This is a genomic window from Terriglobus sp. TAA 43 (genome assembly GCF_000800015.1).
GTDB lineage: Bacteria > Acidobacteriota > Terriglobia > Terriglobales > Acidobacteriaceae > Terriglobus.
The window spans coordinates 255,887-277,770 of sequence record NZ_JUGR01000001.1 but is presented as its reverse complement, the minus strand read 5'-3'; the positions used below and the strand labels follow the sequence as shown (position 1 = coordinate 277,770).

At 57.3% G+C, this 21,884-nt stretch carries 17 protein-coding genes; 10 read left to right on the top strand and 7 right to left on the bottom strand.

What is annotated here, in order from left to right:
• Positions 1 to 13: 13 nt before the first annotated feature.
• The 3 genes from M504_RS01145 to tpiA all read left to right on the top strand — a co-directional run bounded on the left by M504_RS01145 (position 14) and on the right by tpiA (position 3,737).
• On the top strand, positions 14 to 1,597 hold the full coding sequence (locus tag M504_RS01145; RefSeq protein ID WP_047486979.1) for a trypsin-like peptidase domain-containing protein: 1,584 nt from the start codon (positions 14 to 16) through the stop codon (positions 1,595 to 1,597).
• A gap of 93 nt (positions 1,598 to 1,690) precedes the next feature.
• Positions 1,691 to 2,905 carry a phosphoglycerate kinase gene (pgk, locus tag M504_RS01140; RefSeq protein ID WP_047486976.1) on the top strand — a complete coding sequence of 405 codons (1,215 nt, stop codon included), beginning with the start codon at positions 1,691 to 1,693 and terminating at the stop codon, positions 2,903 to 2,905.
• Between the two features lie 70 nt (positions 2,906 to 2,975).
• Positions 2,976 to 3,737, top strand: a complete 762-nt coding sequence (gene tpiA / locus M504_RS01135) for a triose-phosphate isomerase (protein ID WP_047486973.1) — start codon at positions 2,976 to 2,978, stop codon at positions 3,735 to 3,737.
• A 318-nt stretch (positions 3,738 to 4,055) separates the two neighbouring features.
• Here tpiA and lepB read toward each other — a convergent pair whose 3' ends face one another.
• Positions 4,056 to 4,613, bottom strand: coding sequence for a signal peptidase I (gene lepB / locus M504_RS01125; RefSeq protein ID WP_047486968.1), 558 nt, complete (start codon positions 4,611 to 4,613; stop codon positions 4,056 to 4,058).
• 140 nt (positions 4,614 to 4,753) lie between these two features.
• Between lepB and murQ the strand changes: the two genes are divergently transcribed.
• The gene (gene murQ, locus M504_RS01120; RefSeq protein ID WP_047486966.1) at positions 4,754 to 5,713 is read left to right on the top strand and encodes an N-acetylmuramic acid 6-phosphate etherase; all 960 of its coding nucleotides are present in this window, start codon (positions 4,754 to 4,756) and stop codon (positions 5,711 to 5,713) included.
• A 65-nt stretch (positions 5,714 to 5,778) separates the two neighbouring features.
• Here the strand turns inward: murQ and M504_RS20995 are convergent, their stop codons facing one another.
• Positions 5,779 to 7,614, bottom strand: coding sequence for a PAS domain-containing sensor histidine kinase (locus M504_RS20995; RefSeq protein ID WP_052200171.1), 1,836 nt, complete (start codon positions 7,612 to 7,614; stop codon positions 5,779 to 5,781).
• Between the two features lie 81 nt (positions 7,615 to 7,695).
• A complete protein-coding gene (locus tag M504_RS01110; RefSeq protein WP_047486961.1) occupies positions 7,696 to 8,988 on the bottom strand; it encodes a Xaa-Pro peptidase family protein in 1,293 nt (430 codons plus the stop codon).
• Between the two features lie 197 nt (positions 8,989 to 9,185).
• Between M504_RS01110 and M504_RS01105 the strand changes: the two genes are divergently transcribed.
• Positions 9,186 to 9,596, top strand: a complete 411-nt coding sequence (locus M504_RS01105; protein WP_047486959.1) for a hypothetical protein — start codon at positions 9,186 to 9,188, stop codon at positions 9,594 to 9,596.
• A gap of 48 nt (positions 9,597 to 9,644) precedes the next feature.
• Here M504_RS01105 and M504_RS01100 read toward each other — a convergent pair whose 3' ends face one another.
• Complete coding sequence (locus tag M504_RS01100; protein ID WP_156993393.1) at positions 9,645 to 11,243, bottom strand: hypothetical protein; 1,599 nt, start codon at positions 11,241 to 11,243, stop codon at positions 9,645 to 9,647.
• A gap of 60 nt (positions 11,244 to 11,303) precedes the next feature.
• Here M504_RS01100 and murA point away from each other — a divergent pair, with 60 nt between their 5' ends.
• Positions 11,304 to 12,590 (top strand): UDP-N-acetylglucosamine 1-carboxyvinyltransferase, encoded by a 1,287-nt coding sequence (gene murA, locus M504_RS01095; RefSeq protein WP_047486953.1) that lies wholly within the window; start codon positions 11,304 to 11,306, stop codon positions 12,588 to 12,590.
• A gap of 9 nt (positions 12,591 to 12,599) precedes the next feature.
• Here the strand turns inward: murA and M504_RS01090 are convergent, their stop codons facing one another.
• Positions 12,600 to 12,836: a hypothetical protein gene (locus M504_RS01090; protein ID WP_047486951.1), complete on the bottom strand. Its 237-nt coding sequence runs from the start codon at positions 12,834 to 12,836 to the stop codon at positions 12,600 to 12,602.
• A gap of 123 nt (positions 12,837 to 12,959) precedes the next feature.
• Between M504_RS01090 and M504_RS01085 the strand changes: the two genes are divergently transcribed.
• The 3 genes from M504_RS01085 to M504_RS01075 all read left to right on the top strand — a co-directional run bounded on the left by M504_RS01085 (position 12,960) and on the right by M504_RS01075 (position 16,500).
• Positions 12,960 to 14,570 carry a M28 family peptidase gene (locus tag M504_RS01085; protein WP_047486950.1) on the top strand — a complete coding sequence of 537 codons (1,611 nt, stop codon included), beginning with the start codon at positions 12,960 to 12,962 and terminating at the stop codon, positions 14,568 to 14,570.
• 110 nt (positions 14,571 to 14,680) lie between these two features.
• On the top strand, positions 14,681 to 15,538 hold the full coding sequence (gene proC, locus M504_RS01080; protein ID WP_052200170.1) for a pyrroline-5-carboxylate reductase: 858 nt from the start codon (positions 14,681 to 14,683) through the stop codon (positions 15,536 to 15,538).
• A 26-nt stretch (positions 15,539 to 15,564) separates the two neighbouring features.
• Positions 15,565 to 16,500, top strand: a complete 936-nt coding sequence (locus M504_RS01075; protein ID WP_047486948.1) for a heme A synthase — start codon at positions 15,565 to 15,567, stop codon at positions 16,498 to 16,500.
• A gap of 63 nt (positions 16,501 to 16,563) precedes the next feature.
• On the opposite strand, the gene M504_RS20990 is transcribed toward M504_RS01075, so the two are convergent.
• Positions 16,564 to 16,983 carry a hypothetical protein gene (locus M504_RS20990; protein WP_052200169.1) on the bottom strand — a complete coding sequence of 140 codons (420 nt, stop codon included), beginning with the start codon at positions 16,981 to 16,983 and terminating at the stop codon, positions 16,564 to 16,566.
• 148 nt (positions 16,984 to 17,131) lie between these two features.
• On the opposite strand from M504_RS20990, the gene ppk1 reads away from it, so the two are divergent.
• Positions 17,132 to 19,492, top strand: coding sequence for a polyphosphate kinase 1 (ppk1, locus tag M504_RS01065; protein ID WP_052200168.1), 2,361 nt, complete (start codon positions 17,132 to 17,134; stop codon positions 19,490 to 19,492).
• Between the two features lie 37 nt (positions 19,493 to 19,529).
• Here ppk1 and M504_RS01060 read toward each other — a convergent pair whose 3' ends face one another.
• Positions 19,530 to 21,701, bottom strand: coding sequence for a thiamine pyrophosphate-dependent enzyme (locus M504_RS01060; protein ID WP_047492960.1), 2,172 nt, complete (start codon positions 21,699 to 21,701; stop codon positions 19,530 to 19,532).
• Positions 21,702 to 21,884 lie beyond the last annotated feature (183 nt).

Genomic DNA, 21,884 nt, shown 5'->3' with positions numbered 1-21,884 from the left:
AGAAAGAAGCACTATGTCCGCAACAACTAATTCCTTAGTAGACAAGAAGAACGTTCGCCGTTTTGCTCTGCCTGGATCGCTTGCCGCTGTGGCGGTGCTGGGTTCTGCGATGGCTTTCCATGGCATGGGTGGTGTGCATGCCGGTGCTGTAACTGCTGCCGCGCTGGATGACCAAAGCGTGTCTTCGCTATCCGCGTTAGATCAGGATATGGAGCGACTGGCTGCACGTGTTACGCCTGCTGTTGTCAACGTGGCTGTGACCAGCCGCGGCGGCGCTGAGGATGATGACGATAGCGATGGTCAGGCACAGCAGCAGATTGATCCGTCGCAGATTCCTCCGCAGCTACGCCAGTTCTTTGGACTGGGTGGTGGCGGTGGTCGCGGACAGGGACGCATGCAGCCGCAGCAAAAGCCGCTGCGTCATGGTGTGGGTTCGGGGGTGATCATCTCGTCAGACGGCTATATCATCACGAACAACCATGTGGTGGAAGGCGCGACGCAGATCAAGGTGACGCTGCATGATCGCCGCGTGCTAACCGGCAAGGTGCTGGGCACGGATAAGCTGACGGACATTGCGGTGATCAAGGTGGACGCGCATGATCTGCCTGCGATTTCGTGGGGCGATAGCGGCAAGCTGCAGCCGGGACAGACGGTGCTGGCATTTGGTAGCCCGTTTGGCGTGCTGCAGTTCAGCGTGACGCGCGGCATTGTGTCGGCGGTGAACCGTCCTGCTCCGTTCTCATCGGACGCTCGTACGCCGGGTGGTTTGATTCAGACAGATGCTGCTGTTAACCCCGGAAACAGCGGTGGTCCGCTGGTGAATGCGCGTGGCGAACTGGTGGGCATTAACCAGATGATCGCGACGAACAGCGGTAGCTTTGCTGGTGCGAGCTTTGCGATTCCGTCTTCGACGGCCAAGGCGATTGCAGATCAGATCATCAAGACAGGCAGCGTTCACCATGGCTACCTGGGCATTGCGATGAACGATGTGACGCCGGAGAATGCGCAGTTCTTTAACCTGACGGATGCGCTGGGCGCGATTGTGTCGCAGGTGTCGCCGGGTTCACCTGCTGCGAGTGCGGGGATGAAGAACGGCGATGTGATCACGAGCATCAACGGAAAGCCTGTCGAAAATGGCAGCGCGTTGCAGGTGGATGTGGCGCAGATGACGCCGGGAACGAAGATCAACCTGGGCATCAGCCGCAGCGGTCAGCACCAGAGCGTGAACGTGACGCTGGGTGAGTACAACAAGGACAAGGAAGTGGCCAGCAACGATGGTGACGGCGGCGGTAAGCAAGGCAACAGCGGCAAGCTGGGTGTTGCCATGAGCGACCTCACACCGGACATCCGCCAGCAGATGAACATTCCTGCGAACGTGAACGGCGCAGCGGTGGCACAGGTTCGTCCTGGGTCGCCTGCGGAAGAAGCGGGGCTGCAGCCGGGCGACGTGATCATGGAAGTGAATCGCAAGGCGACGGCTTCCGCGGATCAGGTGGCTAGCAACATCAAGGCCTCTCCTGATGGCAAGAATGTGTTGCTGCTGGTTTGGTCGAATGGTGGTGCGAGCTATCGCGTGGTGACGCCGAACGCTGGTTAATCTTCCATCAACACAATGACAGGGGCTGGCTTCGCGCTGGCCCTTTGTCGTTGCGACTCACGCACATGGGCGTGTGCCGTTAGACTGTTAGCCATGGCAACGCTTTCGATCCGCGATCTCGATCTCCACGGCAAGCGCGTCTTTTTGCGCGTCGACTTCAACGTACCGCTTTCCAAGGATGGCGGCGAAATTCTGGATGACACGCGTATTCGCGAGACGCTTCCTACGATTGAATATGCCCTGCGGCATAAGGCTCGGTTGATTCTTGCGGCGCACCTGGGGCGTCCTAAGGGCGAGCGCGTGGAGTCGATGAGTTTGCGGCCGGTGGTGGATCGCCTGCGCATGCTGCTGGATTCGGACCTGGGGCTTTCGCGCAATGTGGCTTTCTCACCGGACTGCGTGGGCGAGATTGCGGAAGAACTCGTAGACAAGCTGGAGTACGGGCAGGCGCTGCTGTTGGAGAATCTTCGCTTTCATAAGGAAGAGGAGAAGAACGATCCGGCATTTGCGAAGAAGCTGGCGTCGCTGGCAGATATCTACGTGAACGACGCGTTTGGTGCGGCGCATCGTGCGCATGCTTCGACAGAAGGCATTACGCATTTTGTGAAGCAGTCGGCCAGCGGCCTGTTGATGGATAAGGAACTTAACTATCTGGGCAAGGCGCTGGAGTCGCCGGATAAGCCTTTTGTGGCCATCATTGGCGGAGCTAAGGTGAGCGACAAGATCGAGGTGATCGACAACCTGCTGAACAAGGTGGATGCGATCATTGTGGGCGGCGGCATGGCTTACACGTTCCTGAATGCGCAGGGACAGAAGACCGGCAAGAGCCTGCTGGAGGCCGACAAGATTGACGTGGCTGCCGCTGCGTTGAAGAAGGCTGAGGAGAAGGGTGTGAAGTTCCTGCTGCCTGTGGATCACATCCTTGCCGATAAGTTTGCGCCTGATGCGAAGACGGAACTGTTTGATGGCACTGGCGACTTCCCTGCTGACTTGATGGCGTTGGATATTGGTCCGAAGTCGATCAAGCTGTTCACCGACGAGATCGCGGAGGCTCGCACCATTGTTTGGAATGGGCCGATGGGTGTGTTTGAGATGCCCGCGTTTGCCAAGGGCACCATGGCGGTTGCGCATGCTGTGGCGGACAACATTGATGCGACCAGCATTGTTGGTGGCGGCGACTCCGTTTCCGCGGCGCATATGGCCCAGGTGACCGACAAGATCACGCATATCTCCACTGGCGGTGGCGCTTCGCTGGAGTTCCTGGAAGGCAAGACGCTTCCTGGGGTGGCTGCACTTACGCAGAAGTAACGGTATGGGGTGGCGGAGGGAGCCCTTCGCCACCTATCATGCAAGCTGCTTTACGGGAGAGAACAGTCGAGTGTCCACACGCAAGAAGATCATTGCCGGCAATTGGAAGATGTACAAAACTCCGCGCGAATCGCTGGAGTTTTTGAATGCGTTTCTGCCGAAGGTCCACGACCATGAACGGGACGAGATCATCATCTTTCCCACGGCAACGTCGCTTTCGACCGTGATTGACCGCGTACGCGGCACACACTTGTTTGCTGGTGCCCAGACGATGCACTGGCTCAATGAAGGACCGTATACCGGTCAGACTTCGCCTAATATGCTTACCAGCATTGGTGCGACGCATGTCTTGCTGGGGCACTCTGAGCGCCGCCTGTATGCCAACGAAACCTATGAGCACGTGAATCTGAAGATCAAGGCTGCCATCGCGCACGATCTGATACCGGTGCTTTGCCTGGGTGAGCTGCTGGTAGATCGTCAAGGCGGATTTACTCGGGACATCATCATGGCGCAGATGGGTGCTGCGCTGTCGAACATTCCTGCTGAAAACGCCACGCAGATTGTGATTGCGTACGAACCGGTCTGGGCCATCGGCACTGGATCCACGGCGTCGCCAGAGATTGCGAACGAGGTACACAGCATCATCCGTGCGCAACTAGAACGTGTATTCAACGCCGATATTGCGAACAATGCTCGCATTCTCTACGGTGGTTCTGTGAAGCCGGAAAACAGCGCAGCACTGCTGACTCAGCCGGATATCGATGGACTTCTTGTGGGCGGCGCGAGCCTTGATCCGGCTTGCTTTGCGAAGATCGTTCATACGAAATATTGATCTGGATTCTTTTGAAATGATGAAAAGCCCCGCAGATTCGCGGGGCTTTCTTCTTTGGAATCACGCAGGATTTAGCGTGCGTGATGATGGGCGTGATGAGAACGGTGATGGCGGTGGTGGCGCGGCTGGGCAGAAGCGACAGTTCCGGCAACTGTGAGGACGGCAAGGAGAACAAGGGCGCTGCGACGAATCATCTTCAAGGGAGAAGCTCCATAATGGCTAGGCCATTGACTGCATTTTCCGCGAGTACCGCCGAAGCGTGGCCTATGAAAATGAAAGTTTCTTCGGGAATGTTCCTTGCTTGATTCCCTGACGTCCCTAGTGGACGACGCCGGCCTGATCGAAGGGCCAGTACACAAAGCTGGCCTTGCCGTAGATCAGCGTACGGTCCACCGGGCCAAAATCGCGGCTGTCCGATGAGATGGAACGGTGATCACCCATGACGAAGTATTCGTTTGCGGGGATGGTCATCTCTGGTTGCGAACGTTCGTCCGCGAATCTTACGGGGACATAAGGCTCTTTGAGTTGCTTGTCATTCACGAACACGCGACCATGCTCAATGCGCAAACGGTCGCCCGGAAGCGCAATGACTCGTTTGATATAGCTCTTGGTGAGGTCGCGGGGATAGTGGAAGACAACCACATCGCTGGGGTGGATTTCGCCCACGTGATAGGCCAGTTTGTTGATGAACAGGCGATCCTGATCCTGCAACATGGGCACCATGCTGGTGCCTTCTACACGGACCGGCTGGTAAAGAAACAGAATGATAAACACTGAGACTGCGACGGAGGCTAATACGTCTCTCAACCACGCCCAGGAGACGGCTTTGCGTACCGGAGTTGTCTCTTCCACGTTCTGCTGCTCGGTGTCGTTCATTGCCCTTCTACCACTGTATAAGACGGGCGGGGTGCCACAATAGTCACAGTCCCGGGCTTATAAGCAGATATCTGAAAGGTTTTCCTCGGCATCGAAACAGCTTGGACTAGAATGACGATGGCGAAGGACATAGAAGATCCATGCCTGCACTCATGATCGAAGAACAAAACAAAACGGCCCTGCAAGATAAGCAGGGCATCCGCTCTCTGGCCACCGAGCGACAAAATGAAGCTTCCGAGGGGTTCGACACCAAGTCAGCCCTTGAGATTGCGCGCATCATCAATGCGGAAGACGCGAAAGTCGCCGCAGCGGTGAAGAAGGCGCTCCCGGAAATAGCGCAGGTCATCGATGTGGTGGCGCGCTGTCTTCGCGACGGTGGGCGACTTATTTACGTGGGTGCGGGTTCATCGGGGCGCATCGCTTCGCTGGATGCGGCGGAATGTCCGGCCACCTTCTCAACACAGCCCGCACAGGTGCAGTACATTATGTGTGGCGGCCCCAAGGCACTTGCCAGCGCAGCAGACGTAAATGAAGACTCGCCTGACATGGGCCAGCGTGACATCGCCAAGCGCCGCCCCACCCGCAAAGACATTGTGATCGGTATTTCCGCTTCCGGGCGTACTCCGTACGTTGTCGGAGCCGTGGAGTATGCGCGCCTGCGAGGCGCCCAGACCGCGGCTATTGTCTGCAATCAGGGCACGCGATTGGCGGATGCTGCCGACATCTGCATGGTGGCCGAAGTCGGACCGGAGGTCATCAGCGGATCCACACGCCTTAAGGCGTCGACCGCGCAGAAGATGATCACCAACATGATCACTACGGGTGCAATGACTCGGCTCGGATATGTGTACGACAACCTGATGGTGAACGTACATATGAAGAATGAAAAGCTGGTGGAGCGCGGTATCAACGTGCTGCAGCGTGTCACCGGCGTTGATCGTGAAACAGCGATTCGCACGATCAAGTCTGCTGGAAAATCCATTCCGATTGCAGTGGTGATGCTCAAGGCAAACGTCGATAAGATGGAAGCCGTTCGCCGCCTGCAGAAGTCGGATGGTAACGTTCGACGCGCAATTGAGAATGCTCCGCTCGATCTTTAGAGACAACTACTGTGATGAACAAAGGGCCAGCAAATGCTGGCCCTTTGTTCTTTTTCGATGTGGGTTCAGTTTACCGAGACGGTGTCTGCTGACGGCGTGTCCTGTTCGCCGTCGATCAATTCTTCCTCTGATACGTCCGGAAAAAACATGACGAAGCATGTTCCGGAACGCTCTCCTTCACGGGTTCGAAGTCGCACTAATCCACGATGCTTACGAATGATCTCTTCGCTGACCCAAAGACCAAGCCCCGTGCCAGTAGCGTGCTTGGTGGTAAAGAAGGCTTCAAAGATTTTGCGCGCTGTCTCCGGAGACATGCCGTGGCCAGTATCGGCAACCGTAAGCAAAACACCACCGGACGGATAGGAAGTCCGGCGAATCCGTACGGACAATGTGCCGCCGCCGGACATGGCATCCAAAGAATTTGCCACTAGGTTCGCCAGAAGCTGACGCATCTCCCCGGCAAAGCACACCAGGGAAGCATCTCCTCGGGTTTCGCGCAGGACATTGATATTGGCGCGCAGCAGGCGAGGCTGATAAAGCGCAAGTACGGAATCCACAATCTCATTCAGATCAACCCGTGCACGCGACACTGACTGCCTGTAGAAACGCAATGTCTGTTGCGTGACCTGTGCCACGCGCGCAAGCTCCTCCTGCGCCATTTCGATGAATCCCACCGCGCTACCATCCATGGGTTGATGATTTCGGAGGATGTACAGAAGGTTGGTAACGGATTCCAGCGGGTTATTGATCTCATGCGCGACGCTGGCCGCCAGACGACCAGCGGCAGCCAGTTTTTCCGTACGACGGAGCGTTTCTTCCGCCTTCAGGCGTTCGGTAATTTCACTGCCCACAACGCCTACCCAACGCACACTGTCGCTGGCTGTTCGTACGGGATAAAACTGCATCAGCCATGCACGTTGCGAATCCTCGCGGCCGTCCTGCAGTTCAAGATTGCGAATGCCCTGCCCCGTTTTGAATACCTCTGCAACGCGAGCCTGCACCTCTCTCGCTAAGGAACCGGCGAGAATACCGCCATCCGCATCCTGGGTGGCGAACATGACAGAGAAGAAGTCGTTCTGGCGCACGATTTGGAACTCCGCGTCAAGAAAGGCGAAGCCAATCGGTGCGTTCCCCAACATGGAATCAAGCAGTGCCAATGTTTCCAGAAGACCACTGCGCTGCTCTTCCAGTTCGCGCACCATAGTGTTGAAGTTTTCGGTCAGCACGCCGGCTTCATTCCGTCCCGTGACGGGCAATGGAAACTCAGGATTCGGCAGAGTGCCGCGCAATACGCCGTGCGTCGCCGTGCTGAGCCTGCGAATGGGCTTGGTCATCCGACGGACGATCAGAAAAATGGGTAATAGATTGGCGAGCAGAGCCAGAGCACCATATGTCAGCGCAATACGCGCGATTGTATTGACCGTGCTCCCTCCAGCGGCGGGGTTGGGCTCGAGCCACAGCAATGCCACCGGTTTGCCATTTTCCAGCAACGGTGTGACCGCCTCTACCTGCCCCCTCCTGGAACGGAAGATGTGCTGCCCTGTGATGGTAGGCAGAACTTTGCGTTCGTCTTCGTCCAGATCGCGATTCGCGCCGCCCTTACTGGCGGCGACTGTATTGCCGCTGAGATCTGTCAACCGAGTGGACTGGATGCTCGGCGCGATCTCGGCAAGTTCCAGTAGTTCACGGAGGCCCTCGTTATCGCCCCGCCGAATCCGCTCCGTGCAGGCGGCGGCCAAACGATCGATCTGGCTGGCGATGCGCGCTTCCAGGCTCTTTCGTGATGCCTGCCTTGTACTGACAACGACATAGTAGAGGTAGCCGCTGAGCACAAGCGTCTGTGCAAGGATGATTCCAAGCACAAGCTGGCCGAAAAACGTTCGCGGCACGAGGCGGCGCATGTCACTCATTATCACGCACGTACAAGCCTACGCGAAAGCGATGCGGAAAGTATGACATTACAATTCAACAACCGCCGTGGTTTAGACAGCAAACGGCGCTGTGAGAGATGGGCTCTGCGGTGTAAATAAAACTCCGCCTTCGGGCGTGATGTGCATGCAGTCTTCCAGGCGCACACCAAATTCATTCGGTAGATAGATACCCGGTTCGTCGCTGAAGCACATGCCGGTTTCAAGGATGGTTTTGTTGCCGCGGACGAGATAAGGCCATTCATGGCCGTCCATACCGATGCCGTGGCCGAGGCGATGTGTGAACGTCTTGTAATCCGGGCCGAAGCCCGCGGCGGTGATGATGTCGCGTGCAGCCTTGTCTACAGATTGGCATTCGTTGCCTGCCTTCGCGGCGTCGCGTGCAGCTGCCTGCGCTTTATGCACGGTGTCGAAGACGCGCTTCATCTTGTCAGACGGTGTGCCGTAGACAAAGGTGCGCGAGATATCTGCTGCGTAGCCTTCCACGGTGCAACCGTCGTCGATGAGGACGATGTCGTTTTCCTTGATGACCTGCGGCTTGATGGAGCCATGCGGGAGCGCGCTATAGATGCCTGTCTCGCAGCTTGAGAAGCCGGGAAATCCGCTCTTGACGTAAGCTGCGCCCATCAGCGCGCTGAAGTCGGCTGTGTTCATGCCGGGGTGGCCGGCTTTCCATGCGGCTTCGTACACAGAGAGAGTTACCTGATTCGCCAGCGTCAGCAGATCCAGTTCATGCTTCGTCTTGATCCTGCGGCAACCGGCTGTAATCGGTGTTCCATCGACCACTTGCAAATTCGGATTGGCTTTCGCGATTTCGGATGCGTAGATGTACGGCGTCTTTTCTTCAACGCCCAGTTTGCCCGTGCGCAGGCCCGCATCGGCCAGTCCTTTGCCTACCAGAGCGAAGGGGCTTTCGTCCTCGTGCCAGGTGTAGATGCGCACGTTCTGACCGCCGGGAATGGTGTCCAGACGCTCGCGCATTCGGTCTTCTTCAAACGACGGGCATACAAGGAATGCTGCTCCCTTTACGGGGATGATGAACGCGAACATGCGTTCGCTGTTGCCGCTGCGGATACCGGTGAAGTACACCATGGACGTGCCGCCCGCCAGCAGGACACCGGCGATTCCCTGCTTTGCCATCAACTCCTGTGCGCGGGCAATGCGCTCGCCGCGCTCCGCTACGGTAACAGGCGTTGCTTCTGCCTTACGGTTGGGCAAAGCCGCGATAGACGGCGGCAGAGGGCCCTTTACAGGCGCTTGTGCTTCGGGGCGCTGGGCCTCGGCCATCAGGGAGGTGGAAGCTGCGGCGGCCAAGGCGGCGTGCGAGAGAAAATGACGGCGGTTCATGAAAATTCTCCTTCGCGCCCGACGTATAACGCAACGGCGCTTCTCTGCAGAAATGTTTGAGTAACAACAAGGTATCAGCAAGTGCCGTACACAACAGCAGTCGCCGCAAAAAGTTGCGCGCAACCATTGCGTAGGGACGTGTTTGTACATGCAGAGCGAGTGCAGATGTTTGCCGCTCACGTAAGGAGTAACCCGTCATGAAACAGATCGTTCTGACCTCTGCATTTCTTCTCTCGTTTGCAGGAACAGCCGCCTTCGCCCAGACCGCTGCTTCACAGGCACAGACCGCTGCACCGCAAACGCAGGTAGCGCATAAACATCACCGTGGCGCGCACAATCCGCATAAAACCGCGTTGAAGATGGGTAAGAAGCTTGGTCTGTCGCAGGACCAGACGGCGAAACTGGAACCCATCCTGGCCGAGCGTCAGCAGAAGATGAAGGCGCTTCGTACCGACACCACACTGACGGCCGACCAGAAGAAAGATCAACGCCGCCAGATCCAGGAAAGTACACAAACAGAGATGTCAGGTGTGCTGACACCGGATCAGATGCAGCAGTTGAAGACCATGCGGCAAGCGCATCGACACGCCGCCAAGACCGGCGTCTAGACCAACCAGAAAACGATATGAGAGCGCGGCAGTAATGCCGCGCTCGACTCATTTCTCTTCAATCCATGTGTGATCCGGCAAGGTTTTTCGGAATGCCTCAAACTCCGGCTGCAAACGCTTCAGCGCAGCGGGCGATGTCGCGTAGAACGACACGCCAACCGTGGAGATGGGACTGTCGAAAAATTGCGGGGATTTCTGCAAAACACCAAGTTTGATCCAACCTGACGGAGGGCTGGCAAACCACGAACTGTAGATCATGACCAGCCCGACACCGTGTTTCTTTGTGACGCGATCCAGCCACGCCGTATCGCGATTTTTCTCGCGCAAGGTTTCAAGATTTGCCAGTCCGATCAGGTCCAGAATGTAAAACTTGCCGTAGGCGTTCATGCTTACCCAGCCGAGGTCGTTCACCGCGACGTTTTTTGAACCCACCTGCTGCACAAAACGATGCATTTCATATTGCTGGCGCGCAATTTCAAGGGAAGCTCCTGGCGATCCCAGAAGAGGCGGCACGAAGGCGACGGCACTCAGCAGCGTGAGGAGCCACACCGCGGGCGCAAGCAGTTTCTGCCCCCTCATGGCGTGGAGCATCAGTCCCAATGCAAGAAGCAGAACGAAGATGCGGAGTGCGACGTCATAACGAAAGTACCAGTCGTACGGCCCGACCAGCACCATTGCAACCACTGCCAACAGGACTGCCACCATGGGCCATATCGCGAAGCGACGCCGCAGGCCCACGCAACAAACTGCAATCACCGCGATACAGACGAAGATCACGCGACGCGGAGGCCTGACGAATAAGCCCGTCACATTCGCGAGAATCAACTGCCTCAGATGGGCTAGTCCGGTCGTGTGGCCGCCACCGGCTGCCATGCCACCCTTTGCCATGACGGAGTTGGGAAAAGGAGGTAGGCCATGCCCGTGCAGGAAGACTCCTAACCCAATCAGAGGGAGAGCGCTGACCGCAAGAACCGTCAGTGCCGTGCCGTAGCGACGTTTCAGTAGCAGTACGGCGCAAAGGGCTCCGGTGTACACCACATTTTCATAGCGCACCGCTGGGGCCAGCGCCGCCGCGGCCAGATAGGGCAATGGAATGCAATCGCCCTCATATCCCCGGAAGATAGCGATCACGCAGGCGATAACCAGAAAAACCTGGAGAGAGTGCTCCATCCCGGTCATGGTCAGACCGGGCATATTTGCTGCCAGCACAAGGCAGATGGCTAACCCGGCAACGGAAAGAGTACCGAATCCGACGGCACGCAAGCGTGGCTCAAGCCAGCGCCCCAGCAGGATGCAGGTCCCGAGCGAGAACGCCACATTCAGGACCAGCGGCATCCACTCCCCGACCGCGGTCCGACTCAGCGGTGCGAGTAGAAACGGCCACAACACGCTGGAAGAGGGCGACGTAATTTCGCCCGGATTGATGCCGTAATGCCCCACTGCCAGGTTTTGGGCAAGTGCCAGATGGATGTACGGGTCGTCCAGTGTGTAGCTGAAGTGGGGGGCGCGCAGGAGCACGATGATCAGCATGACCGCTACTGCTGTCAGGTATGCGCCGATCATAACGGGAGCCATCAGCCCCTGGTGAGCAGCGGATCCCGTGTTTTCCGGACGATGGCTTCCCATCGGGTCAACAGATTTCAACATGCAAAAGGAACCTCTCCCGATAACCTGCAAAGCCGGCAAGTCTTCCGTAGACTGAGATACATGGATAAGTTTGTTGTCCGTGGTGGCAATCCGTTGCTTGGCACCATCAAGGTTTCCGGCGCAAAGAACTCGGCTCTTCCCTGTATGGCTGCGGCCATCCTTACGGAAGAGGAAGTGGTTCTTGAAAACATTCCCCAGGTCCGCGATATTGAGACCGAACGCAAGCTGCTGGAAAGCATGGGTGCGCATGTAGAGCTGGGTTATGGCCGTGCGCAACATCGCACCACGATCCAGTGCGCGGTGCTGTCTGATCCAGAAGCCAAGTACGAGATCGTGAAGACCATGCGCGCGTCTTCGCTGGTGCTTGGGCCGCTGGTGGCGCGCGCAGGCATTGCGCGTGTAGCGATGCCCGGCGGATGCTCGATTGGCGACCGTCCCATCGACCTGCACCTGAAGGGTCTGGAGCTGATGGGAGCGAAAATTACGCAGGAGTATGGCTACATTGAAGCCAGAGCGGACCGTCTGCACGGCGCGCATATCTCCTTTGACAAAATCACCGTTACAGGGACAGAAGATCTGCTGATGGCCGCAACCCTGGCCGACGGCGAAACCGTGATGGAAAATTGCGCGCAGGAACCGGAAGTGACCGACCTCGCCGACATGCTGATTGGCATGGGTGCGCAGATTGAAGGCGCGGGTACTTCGACCATTCGTGTGAAGGGCGTGTCGAAGCTGCACGGTGTGCGGCATCGCATTAATCCCGATCGCATTGAGGCTGGAACCTTCCTGATTGCAGGAGCTATCTCTGGCGGCGATCTGAATGTCGATTGCCTGAACCCCGCGCATCTGGGCGCCGTAATTGCCAAACTGGAAGAGTGCGGCGTGCGTCTGGACGTGGGTAAAGACAACATCCGTGTGCGCAGCGAGGGCGGCAGCTCGCTGAAGGCTGCAGACATTACGACAGTGGAATATCCTGGTTTCCCCACCGACATGCAGGCACAGTACATGGCGCTGGCAACGCAGGCAGAGGGCACCAGCGTGATCACGGAAAACATCTTCGAGAATCGCTTCATGCACGTGCCAGAGCTGGCGCGCATGGGCGCGAACATCCGTGTGGAAGGCCGCACTGCAACTGTTCGTGGACGTACACCGTTGCAGTCAGCTGCCGTGATGTGCAGTGATCTTCGCGCTTCCGCTTCGTTGGTACTTGCCGCACTGATAGCGGATGGCGAAACGATTCTGGATCGCGTGTACCACATCGATCGTGGCTACGAACGCATTGAAGAAAAGCTTCGCGGTGTGGGCGCGCAGATTCGCCGCATGGGCGAGGTCTTCGGCAAACGATAAGCAACAAAGTTAACAGGTTGTAGAAGGCCCGGCATCGCCGGGCCTTTCTACATTGCCATCTGCCAGGGCAGGAATGCCCATACGTTGCAATGTCTCTCGGAGCGGCATCCCCGTCAGTGTTTGGCGCGCCATTTTGTCATGCACAAGATGTTCGTGGGAGTCGCGCGAACTGAAGAACACCTTCGCGGCCCCGGCGAGAGGCAGAACAAACATCACGGTAAACACAAACACTGCGGGTTCCGCCATTGGGGCAGTCTCGTCTCCTGCTGAAATTGCATCGGTTACCTTCCTCATCGGCTTCAACGAAAATCCCTTGAGCGAGTTACTATGGAGCCACTAATACCCAATTTCCGCAGGAGTTCTCTGCCCATGCGTCGTCTATCGCGACTCGCCGCTACGCTGCTCTGCTTTTCGTTCGCCTCGCTTGCAGCTTCTGCGCAGATTCCACTGCTGAATGAGCGCAAGGACTGGTCCGGCCCTGCGAATGCCTGGTGGGCGCACGTTTCGTACCTGGCGGATGACAAGCTGGAAGGCCGTCGCGCCGGAACTCCGGGGTATGAAAAGGCAGTGGCGTATGTCGAAGAACAGTTCAAAGCTATTGGCTTAAAACCTGCGGGCACCAACGGCTATCAGCAGTCATTTGCGCTTGTGCCCACGTCGATTGACACAGCTGCCTCGTTCTTCCGCATCAACGCCAGCGGCAAGACCATTGACTTCCCTATCGGCTCCGATGCGACGCTGGCTCCCGGCATGGAGAACACCTCAGTTTCGAACTCGCCAATGGTCTTCATTGGCTACGGCCTTCGCATTCCGAAGAAGCACATCGACGATTTTGCTGGAACAGATGTAAAGGGCAAGGTTGTTGTCTTCTTTAATGCGCCTCCGATCAACCTGCAGGGGCCTCAGCGTGCCTATGCTCGCAGCAACGATCAGCGGTGGAAACAGCTTGCCGCAGCCGGTGCAGTGGGCATGATCTCGCTGGCACTTGCTCCGCCGCAGAACAATGCCAATGGCCCCGCCCGCGCGGGTGGCGCACGCCTTCTGTTTGAAGATCCCGCTCTGAACAGCATGAAGGGGTTGCAGGTGAGCGCCACCATTGCCTACAACGCCGGTGACAAGCTCTTCGGAGGCAGCGGTCATAGCTATGAAGAACTTCGCAAGCTGGCCAACGCTGGCGAGACGTTGCCGCATTTCGCATTGCCCGGCACGCTTGAAGCGAAGACGACGATCAGCAAGGCTGCGGCGGTTCACATGTCCAACGTGATTGGCCTGCTGGAAGGTTCTGACGCCAAGCTAAAGAAGGAATATGTTGTTGTCAGCGCGCATCTGGACCACCTTGGCATTGGTCGTCCTGTCAATGGCGATAGCCTGTACAACGGCGCGATGGACAACGCTTCCGGCTCAGCTTCAGTGATTGAATGTGCGAAGCTGATGGCGAAGTATCCGCATCCGAAGCGATCAATCTTGTTCATTACGCTAGCGGGTGAGGAGCTGGGCGAACTTGGTTCTGCGTACTTCGCGAGTAAGCCCACCGTCCCCAAGAAGGATGTTGTCGCTGATCTGAACATGGACATGTATCTGCCCCTGTTCCCCCTCCGCTTCATTGAAGTACAGGGCCTTGGCGAAAGCACCCTGGGTAACGATGCCCGTGCCGCGTTCCAGTTGAACGACGTTGAAGTTCAGTTCGACAAGCAGCCGGACGAGAACCGCTTTGTCCGCTCGGACCAGGTGAATTTCGTGAAGCAGGGCATTCCGGCGCTGGCATTCAAGTTTGGCTGGACGCCCGATTCGCCTGAGCAGAAGATTTTCATGGATTGGGTGAAGACTCGCTACCACAAGCCGAGCGATGATCTGCAACAACCTGTTGATAAGGCTGCTGCTGCACAGTTCACCGTGGTGCTTGGACAGCTGACGACCCGCGTCGCCAATGGGCCGAGACCGGAATGGTATCCGGAAAGCTCTTTTGCAGATCAGAAATAACCCGGCAACGATCACCGCACACAAACGCCAGCCGGCATTTACCGGCTGGCGTTACTCTTAAGAGAACAGAAATTTCTTAGACACTATCCAAGAGCGGCGATAAGAAGAGCATGAGCACAGAACTGGAATACGAAAACACACTGCCCCCCGCAGCGATGCCCGGTATCAAGGTGGCAATCCTGGGAACCGGCAAAATGGGCGGCATTCTTCTGCAGGCCTTCCTGAAGAACAACCTATTGCATGCCGAACAGATCATTGCGACCGTTGCCCACCCGGAGCGCGCCCATGCGCTTTCTGCGCAGTACAGCGTGGAAGTGACCACGGACAACGTGGAGGCGGCGAAGCAGGCAGACGTGATTCTGCTTGGCGTGAAGCCAATCCAGGTGCCCGCGCTGATTGAGCAGATTCGACCGGTACTCACGCCGCAGAAGATGCTCGTGTCGTTCGCAGCGTCGGTGAAGACCTCGGCGATTGAAGATGCCGCTAGCATCGAGATGCCCGTGGTGCGTTCCATGCCGAATACTCCGGCGATGTTGGGTGCCGGCATTACGGCGCTATGCCGCGGACGCTTTGTGTCGGAGGATCAGCTCGGCATTGCGCAGCGCATCTTCGGCACTGTGGGTCGCACCGTGGTGGTGGATGAGAAGCACATGGATGCTGTTACGGGGCTTTCGGGTTCTGGTCCAGCGTTCATTTACATCATCATTGAGGCGCTGGCCGAGGCTGGTGTGAATGTCGGTCTGCCACGGGATATTGCAACACAGCTTGCGGCGCAGACGACTTTTGGTTCCGCGCGGATGGTGCTTGAAACCGGCTATCACCCTGCACTGTTGAAGGACGCGGTCACCACTCCGGCAGGCTGCACGGTGGACGGCATTCTTGAACTGGAAGAAGGCGGTCTTCGCGTCACTCTGATCAAGGCAGTGAAGCGTGCGACGCAACGCGCGAAAGAGCTCGCAGCCGGATAACCTGAAGTTAGTTAGGGAAACGAAATATGAATACCGCCGTTGCCACGCCCAGCCAGACACGTTCTCTGAAAGGAGTGCGCCTGTGGGCGTGGGCCACGCTTGCGCTCTTTGTTGTGGTGGTTTTGCAGGGTGCGGTGGTTCGCGCCACCTCTTCCGGCGCGGGCTGTGGCGCTCACTGGCCGCTGTGCAATGGCGAGGTGCTCCCGCACTTCCAGCGGCTGGCCACGATCATTGAGTTCATGCACCGGTCACTGACCGGCATATCGGGAACCATGTTCTTTGTGTTGGCTGGGTGGACTTTCCTGGCTACGCCAAAGCAACATCCGGCACGTAAGGCGGCGCTATGGTCGCTCGCTTTTCTGATCTTGGAAGCACTGCTGGGCGCGGTTCTGGTGCTGGGGCATTACGTTGAAAACAACACGTCAAACATGCGTGTTTTCGTGCAGTCCATCCACTTCACCAACACGATGATCCTGTTGGCAGCTACGACTACCGTAGCTGTCTTGTTGGGAAATCTGAAGGCCTCTGCCTATAACAAGCCCTTGCGACAGGCCTCGCTGCTGACGATTGTTGCTGTTCTTATTACGGGTGCAGCGGGATCGGTGGCAGCGCTGGCCGACACGATCTTCCCGTCGCATTCGCTTCATGCGGCTATTGCGGCTGATTTTGCAGCTGATTCGCCGCTGCTCATTCGTATGCGCTGGATACATCCCGCAGCCTCGCTGTTGATCGTTGCCGCAACGTTGTCGTTAGCAAAACGACTGAAGCAGAACAACGCTGGCCTCGCGGCGAATCTGCTCTTTGCGAATCTCGCTCTGCAGATGTTGATTGGCGTTGCCGATGTGCTGATGCTGGCGCCGACATGGATCCAGGTGCTGCATCTTTTTGGAGCCGACCTGTTCTGGATTTCGCTCATCGGCATCAGCGTTCCGCTGTTTCTTGCCAAGCCTTCGACGACGTAGCAAGGGTATAGACAGAAAAGCGGGGATGCTAATGCATCCCCGCTTTTTGTATTTGAATGAGGTCTAGTGCCCGTCGACCTTATCGGCCATCTTTTCTGTGCCGACCTTGGTTTTATGAGCGGCGACCTTGGTGCCATGTGCGGTGGCATCCGCAGCCTTCACAGTGCCTTCCTTGGTCTTCTCAGCCGCTACTTTTGTGCCGTGCGCAGTAGCATGAGCGGCATCCACTGTGCCTTCTTTTGTTTTATGCGCAGCGACCTTGGTGCCGTGAGCGGTGGCATCGGCGGCCTTCACGGTGCCTTCCTTGGTTTTGTCGTAGCCGGTTTCAGTTCCTTTGGCAATGGCGTGCCCGGTGTTCTTGGTGGCCTTCGCCGTGTCGTGACCAGCGTCTTTCATATCCTGCTTGGCGGTCTGCGCCATCAGACTGCCCGCGGAAACCACCACGCCCAAAGCCAGCACTGCAAATCCTGTCTGTCGCATCATCTTGCCACTCCCTCTAACGAAACGTGTGAGCGTTTCTTCTATAGACTCTGAAACACGCATTCTGGTTGGACGATAGGTGATATTCCGGGTTCGTTCACATATCTCTGATAGCCTTGCGCTGCACAACCGCATCCAACAGAAGAGAAACATGCCAACATCGTCACGCAAAGGAAAGTCTGCTGCCAGCAGCGGACGCGAAACGTCTTCTTCCAGCCAGCCGCGCCATTTTTTCTTCAATCGCGACGAGTCCTGGTTACGGTTCAACAGCCGCGTTCTGGAAGAGGCGCAGGACACCAGCAATCCCCTGCTGGAGCGTGTGAAGTTTCTCGCGATTACCGCTTCCAATCTGGATGAGTTCATCGAAGTGCGTGTAGCCGGTATTCTGCAGCGTATTGAAGACGGCTATCAGCAGCCGTCCGGTGATGACGATGACGGACTGACAGAGCAGGAACGGCTGGATCAGCTTGCGGATCACCTGCACCGCTTCAGCAGGGAACAATATTCCGGCTGGACACGCGACATGTTGCCCTCATTGCGTAAAGCGGGCATCGACATTCTTTCCTGGAAGCAACTGGACAATGAAGCTCTGCGCCACGCGGCCGAGTTTTACGAACGCGAAGTCGATCCATTGTTGACACCAGTCACCATTGATCCGACGCACCCGTTTCCACGCGTGCTGAACAAGGCGCTCTGCATTGGCCTGCTGCTTCGACGCAAAGGCAGCAAACGCGATAAACGTCCGCTTGGAGGAAGCACCCTGGGCGTGGTAACAGTGCCACGCACACTGCCTCGGCTGATCCGCCTGCCTTCCGCGGATGGAACGTATCGTTTTCTCTTCCTGCATGAGTTGATTGAGGAGCGCATGCAGCGGCTGTTTCCCGGATACGAAATTCTTGCGCGGTCGCCCTTCCGTGTAACGCGCAACAGCAATCTCTATCTGCAGGAAGAAGAATCACGTTCACTGCTGGAGAGTGTGCGCGCGGAACTTCATAATCGCCGCAAAGGCGATGTGGTGCGACTGGAAATTTCGGCCGGAGCAGATGAGGAGTTGATCGACCAGCTTCGCGTGAACTTCGAGCTGGATCGCTGGCAGGTCTTCCGTGTTGACGATCCGGTCAACCTCACGCGACTGATGGAACTCTACAGCGCCGTCGATCGCTCTGACTTAAAATTTCCTCGCTTTGCCGGACGAGAATTCGCACCGCCGCCTTTAGCGGACGGACGGCCTGGCTGTCTCTTCGACACCATTCGAAATCGTGACATCCTGCTGCACCATCCGTTCGATTCTTTCCGCACCGTGGAGAAATTTATCGAGGCCGGAGCAGAAGACGAATGCGTGATCTCCATCAAGCAGACGCTGTATCGTACATCGCGCGATTCACCACTCTTCCAGGCCTTGCTGGACGCGGCGCAGACCACGGACGTGACGGTGGTGGTGGAGTTGATGGCGCGGTTCGATGAAGACTCTAACATCCGCTGGGCACGCACGCTGGAAGACGCGGGCGTGCAGGTGTTTCACGGCATCGTTGGCCTGAAGACACACGCGAAGCTCGCGCTGCTTGTGCGTCGCGATCCGGATGGCGTTACGCGTCGCTATGGACACCTGGGCACGGGCAATTACAACTCGATTACGGCTCGTTTTTATACCGACGTCAGCCTGCTAACAGCGAATGAAGCAGTCACGTCTGCGGTGCAGAAGGTGTTCAACTACCTGACTGCCGATGCGCAGAATGAGACCTTCCGCCCGCTGCTGGTGGCACCCGTTACGCTTGCCACGGATATTCTGCACCTGATCGAACGAGAGGCACAGCACGCACGCGCAGGGCGTCCTGCGCGCATCATCGCGAAGATGAATGCTCTGCTGGATGGCAACACCGTCCGAGCGTTGTATGCCGCATCACAGGCTGGTGTGGAGATTGACCTCATCGTCCGAGGCATGTGTGCGCTGCGTCCCGGCGTGCGTAAATTGAGCGAAAGTATCCGAGTGCGCTCCATCGTTGGGCGCTTCCTGGAACATAGCCGCATCTACTGGTTTCAGAATGGCAGCAAGGTAGAAGACGGAAGTGCGGCTGATCACACTGAGGTTTACTGCGGCTCTGCAGACTGGATGCCCCGCAACCTGTTTGAGCGATGCGAAGCGATCTATCCTGTCACGCAGCCTGATTTGAAGAAGCGCCTGCGGCATGAGATTCTTGAAACCTATCTCGCGGATAACGTGAAATCGCGTTTTCTGCAGGAGGACGGCAGCTATACACGGCCTCCAGTGGGCGCACGTCCTGTAAATGCGCAGGAACGCTTGATGGAACTGGCGGCTCTGCCTTGGCCTGACCCCATGTCTCCCACATCCCCTACTGCTGCAAAGACTAAGCCGGTGGCAGAGAAGTCTCCTGTGCAAGCCGAGAGTAAATCAAAGACGAAGAAAGCCGTCGTCAAAAAGGCAGCGAGACCTGCAAAGAAGGCAACAGCCGCGCGCAAATCTTCAACGAGCAAAAAAACAAGCCGTCCCTGAGCGTTACTCGGGACGGCTTGTTTCTACTTTCGAGGAGTTAGAAAGCTGCCAGATCGACCATTGCGGTGTAGATGTGTTCGGGCTGCGGCAGAATTGCATCTTCCAGAATCGGCTGGTAGGCCACGAAAGTATCCATGCCCGCTACGCGACGCACCGGTGCGTCGAGGTCGTGGAAGAGTTCGTCACTGATGCGTGCGGCGAGTTCCGCACCGAAACCCCAGCTACGCATGTCTTCATGCGCGATGATGACACGATTGGTCTTGCGGACGCTTTCAGCGATGGTTTCAAAGTCATAGGGCGAGAGCGAACGGAGGTCGATGATCTCCGCCGAGATTCCCTTCTCGCGTTCCAGCTTTTGGGCCGCCTGCAAGGCGCGCGGCACCACTGCACCGTAGGTGACGACAGTAAGGTCTGAACCGGGTTTCACGGTCTTCGCCTTGCCAAACGGAATCATGTATTCCGGGCCGGGGTTCGGGCCGCGGCCATAGGCTTCACGGTAAAGACGCTTGTGCTCCAGAAACAGAACCGGGTCATCGCAACGGATAGCGGTGCGCAACAGACCCGCAAAATCCTGCGCGGACGATGGCATAACAACTCGAATGCCCGGCGTGTGCGTGAAGATGCTCTCGCCTGATTGCGAGTGATAAATGGAACCACCCGTGAGGTAGCCCCCAATGGGAACGCGGATGACTAACGGCGCAGAGTGGTTGCCGTTTGAGCGCCACCGGAAGTTCGATAGCTCATTGCGCATCTGGTGTACGGCGGGCCAGATGTAATCGAAGAACTGAATTTCGACGACCGGCTTTAGACCACGTGCGGCCATGCCAATAGCGCGCCCTACAATGTTTGCTTCGGCAAGCGGAGAGTTGAAAACGCGATCCGAACCGAACTGAGTCTGCAGGCCAGCGGTGATCTTGAAGACACCGCCCTTACCTTTGATCTCGCCGGATTTGAGATATTCGTCTCGTGTGGCATCTGCCACATCCTCACCGAAGATGACAATCCGATCGTCGCGCTCCATCTCGTCGCGCAGAGTGCAGTTAATGAGATCGGCGATAGTGTGATCGACCTTGTCAACCGGGTTCAGTTCGGTGGAGAAGATGCTGTCCGTGGGGTCCAGGTCTTCCGAATACACATGCTTCGTGATGCCGGCGACGGTGGGAAGCGCCGCTGCGAGTGCTTCGTCTGCCGCCTGACGGACTTCGTCGTCCACTTCTGTCTTGAGCTTCTGAAGCTGCTCTTCCGTAAGAATGTTTTCGCGCAGCAGCAACGCCTCAGTTTTCAGAATGGGATCGCGGAGAGCGTCGGCTTCCAGTTCCGATGAATGACGGTACCAGCGCTCGTCGTCAGAGAGCGCGTGCGAGTACGGACGGATCACATGGCCGTGAACAAACGCTGGGCCTTTGCCGCTGCGGCAGTATGCGACCGCTTCCTGCATCGCCTCATAGCTGGCGATGGGATCTGTGCCGTCAATCTCCGCGAAGTGAAAGTTGGGAAAGTTCGCGACGAGGCGCGAGATGTTGCCGCCGGGCGTGTTCGCTTCGACTGGCGTGGAGATGGCGTAGCCATTGTCTTCCACGACGAAGAGCACGGGAAGTTTCGCGTTGGAGGCTGTGTTCAGAGCCTCCCAAAATTCGCCCTGCGAAGTGGACCCCTCACCTACCGAGGTGTACACCACTTCGTCTTTATGGAAATCAACGTCCTTGAAAGCGCGGTAGTCGCCGGGGCCGTAGTTCCCTTTTGCAGCTTCCGGATGGTGGGTGAAATAGCGGCCTGCCTCCGCGCAACCGACGGCGTGGAGAAGCTGCGTGGCCGTCGCGGAAGAAGGCGACATAAGTCGCAGTTCCTTGGAGGTCCAGTGCGAAGGCATCTGGCGTCCTCCGCTGCCGGGATCGTCCGCTCCCACTGCCTGCAGAAGTTGATCCTTTACCGTCTGGCCGACGGCAAGGGCGAATGCGCGATCACGATAGTAGGGGAAGAACCAGTCGTAGCGCGGCTTTAGCGAAAGTCCCGCGGCGACGAGGAGCGCTTCGTGGCCGGCGCAGGAGATCTGGAAGAAGATCTTCTGCTGGCGTTTGAGCAAGATTTCGCGATCATCTGTCTTCCGCGAAAGGTACATCAGGCGGAAGAAGTGAATCAGTTGTTCCGGCGAGAGCGATCCGAGTGCGCTCTGTGAAGTCTTCTGTGGTGCGTTCGCGCGTGTTGCCATCGCTTTCCGGCCTGCCATCCTTACCTGCTGGAATCAGCGGATCGCCGGCGCGAGGCACAACGTTCCCTGTTGATTGTACTGCTGTTGGGCGACGCGCGCTCAAGCGTGGAAATCGTTGGCCGATAAGGGCAGTGTCGCAATGTGGAACGGCCGTGGCTGTTCCATACACAGCATTTTGACCCT

Excerpts from the sequence above, each read along its gene's own strand:
- M504_RS01145 (WP_047486979.1), top strand. The coding sequence starts at position 14 with ATGTCCGCAACAACTAATTCCTTAGTAGACAAGAAGAACGTTCGCCGT.
- pgk (WP_047486976.1), top strand. The coding sequence starts at position 1,691 with ATGGCAACGCTTTCGATCCGCGATCTCGATCTCCACGGCAAGCGCGTC.
- lepB (WP_047486968.1), bottom strand. The coding sequence starts at position 4,613 with ATGAACGACACCGAGCAGCAGAACGTGGAAGAGACAACTCCGGTACGC.
- murQ (WP_047486966.1), top strand. The coding sequence starts at position 4,754 with ATGCCTGCACTCATGATCGAAGAACAAAACAAAACGGCCCTGCAAGAT.
- M504_RS20995 (WP_052200171.1), bottom strand. The coding sequence starts at position 7,614 with ATGCGCCGCCTCGTGCCGCGAACGTTTTTCGGCCAGCTTGTGCTTGGA.
- M504_RS01110 (WP_047486961.1), bottom strand. The coding sequence starts at position 8,988 with ATGAACCGCCGTCATTTTCTCTCGCACGCCGCCTTGGCCGCCGCAGCT.
- M504_RS01105 (WP_047486959.1), top strand. The coding sequence starts at position 9,186 with ATGAAACAGATCGTTCTGACCTCTGCATTTCTTCTCTCGTTTGCAGGA.
- M504_RS01100 (WP_156993393.1), bottom strand. The coding sequence starts at position 11,243 with ATGTTGAAATCTGTTGACCCGATGGGAAGCCATCGTCCGGAAAACACG.
- murA (WP_047486953.1), top strand. The coding sequence starts at position 11,304 with ATGGATAAGTTTGTTGTCCGTGGTGGCAATCCGTTGCTTGGCACCATC.
- M504_RS01090 (WP_047486951.1), bottom strand. The coding sequence starts at position 12,836 with ATGGCGGAACCCGCAGTGTTTGTGTTTACCGTGATGTTTGTTCTGCCT.
- M504_RS01085 (WP_047486950.1), top strand. The coding sequence starts at position 12,960 with ATGCGTCGTCTATCGCGACTCGCCGCTACGCTGCTCTGCTTTTCGTTC.
- proC (WP_052200170.1), top strand. The coding sequence starts at position 14,681 with ATGAGCACAGAACTGGAATACGAAAACACACTGCCCCCCGCAGCGATG.
- M504_RS01075 (WP_047486948.1), top strand. The coding sequence starts at position 15,565 with ATGAATACCGCCGTTGCCACGCCCAGCCAGACACGTTCTCTGAAAGGA.
- M504_RS20990 (WP_052200169.1), bottom strand. The coding sequence starts at position 16,983 with ATGATGCGACAGACAGGATTTGCAGTGCTGGCTTTGGGCGTGGTGGTT.
- ppk1 (WP_052200168.1), top strand. The coding sequence starts at position 17,132 with ATGCCAACATCGTCACGCAAAGGAAAGTCTGCTGCCAGCAGCGGACGC.
- M504_RS01060 (WP_047492960.1), bottom strand. The coding sequence starts at position 21,701 with ATGGCAACACGCGCGAACGCACCACAGAAGACTTCACAGAGCGCACTC.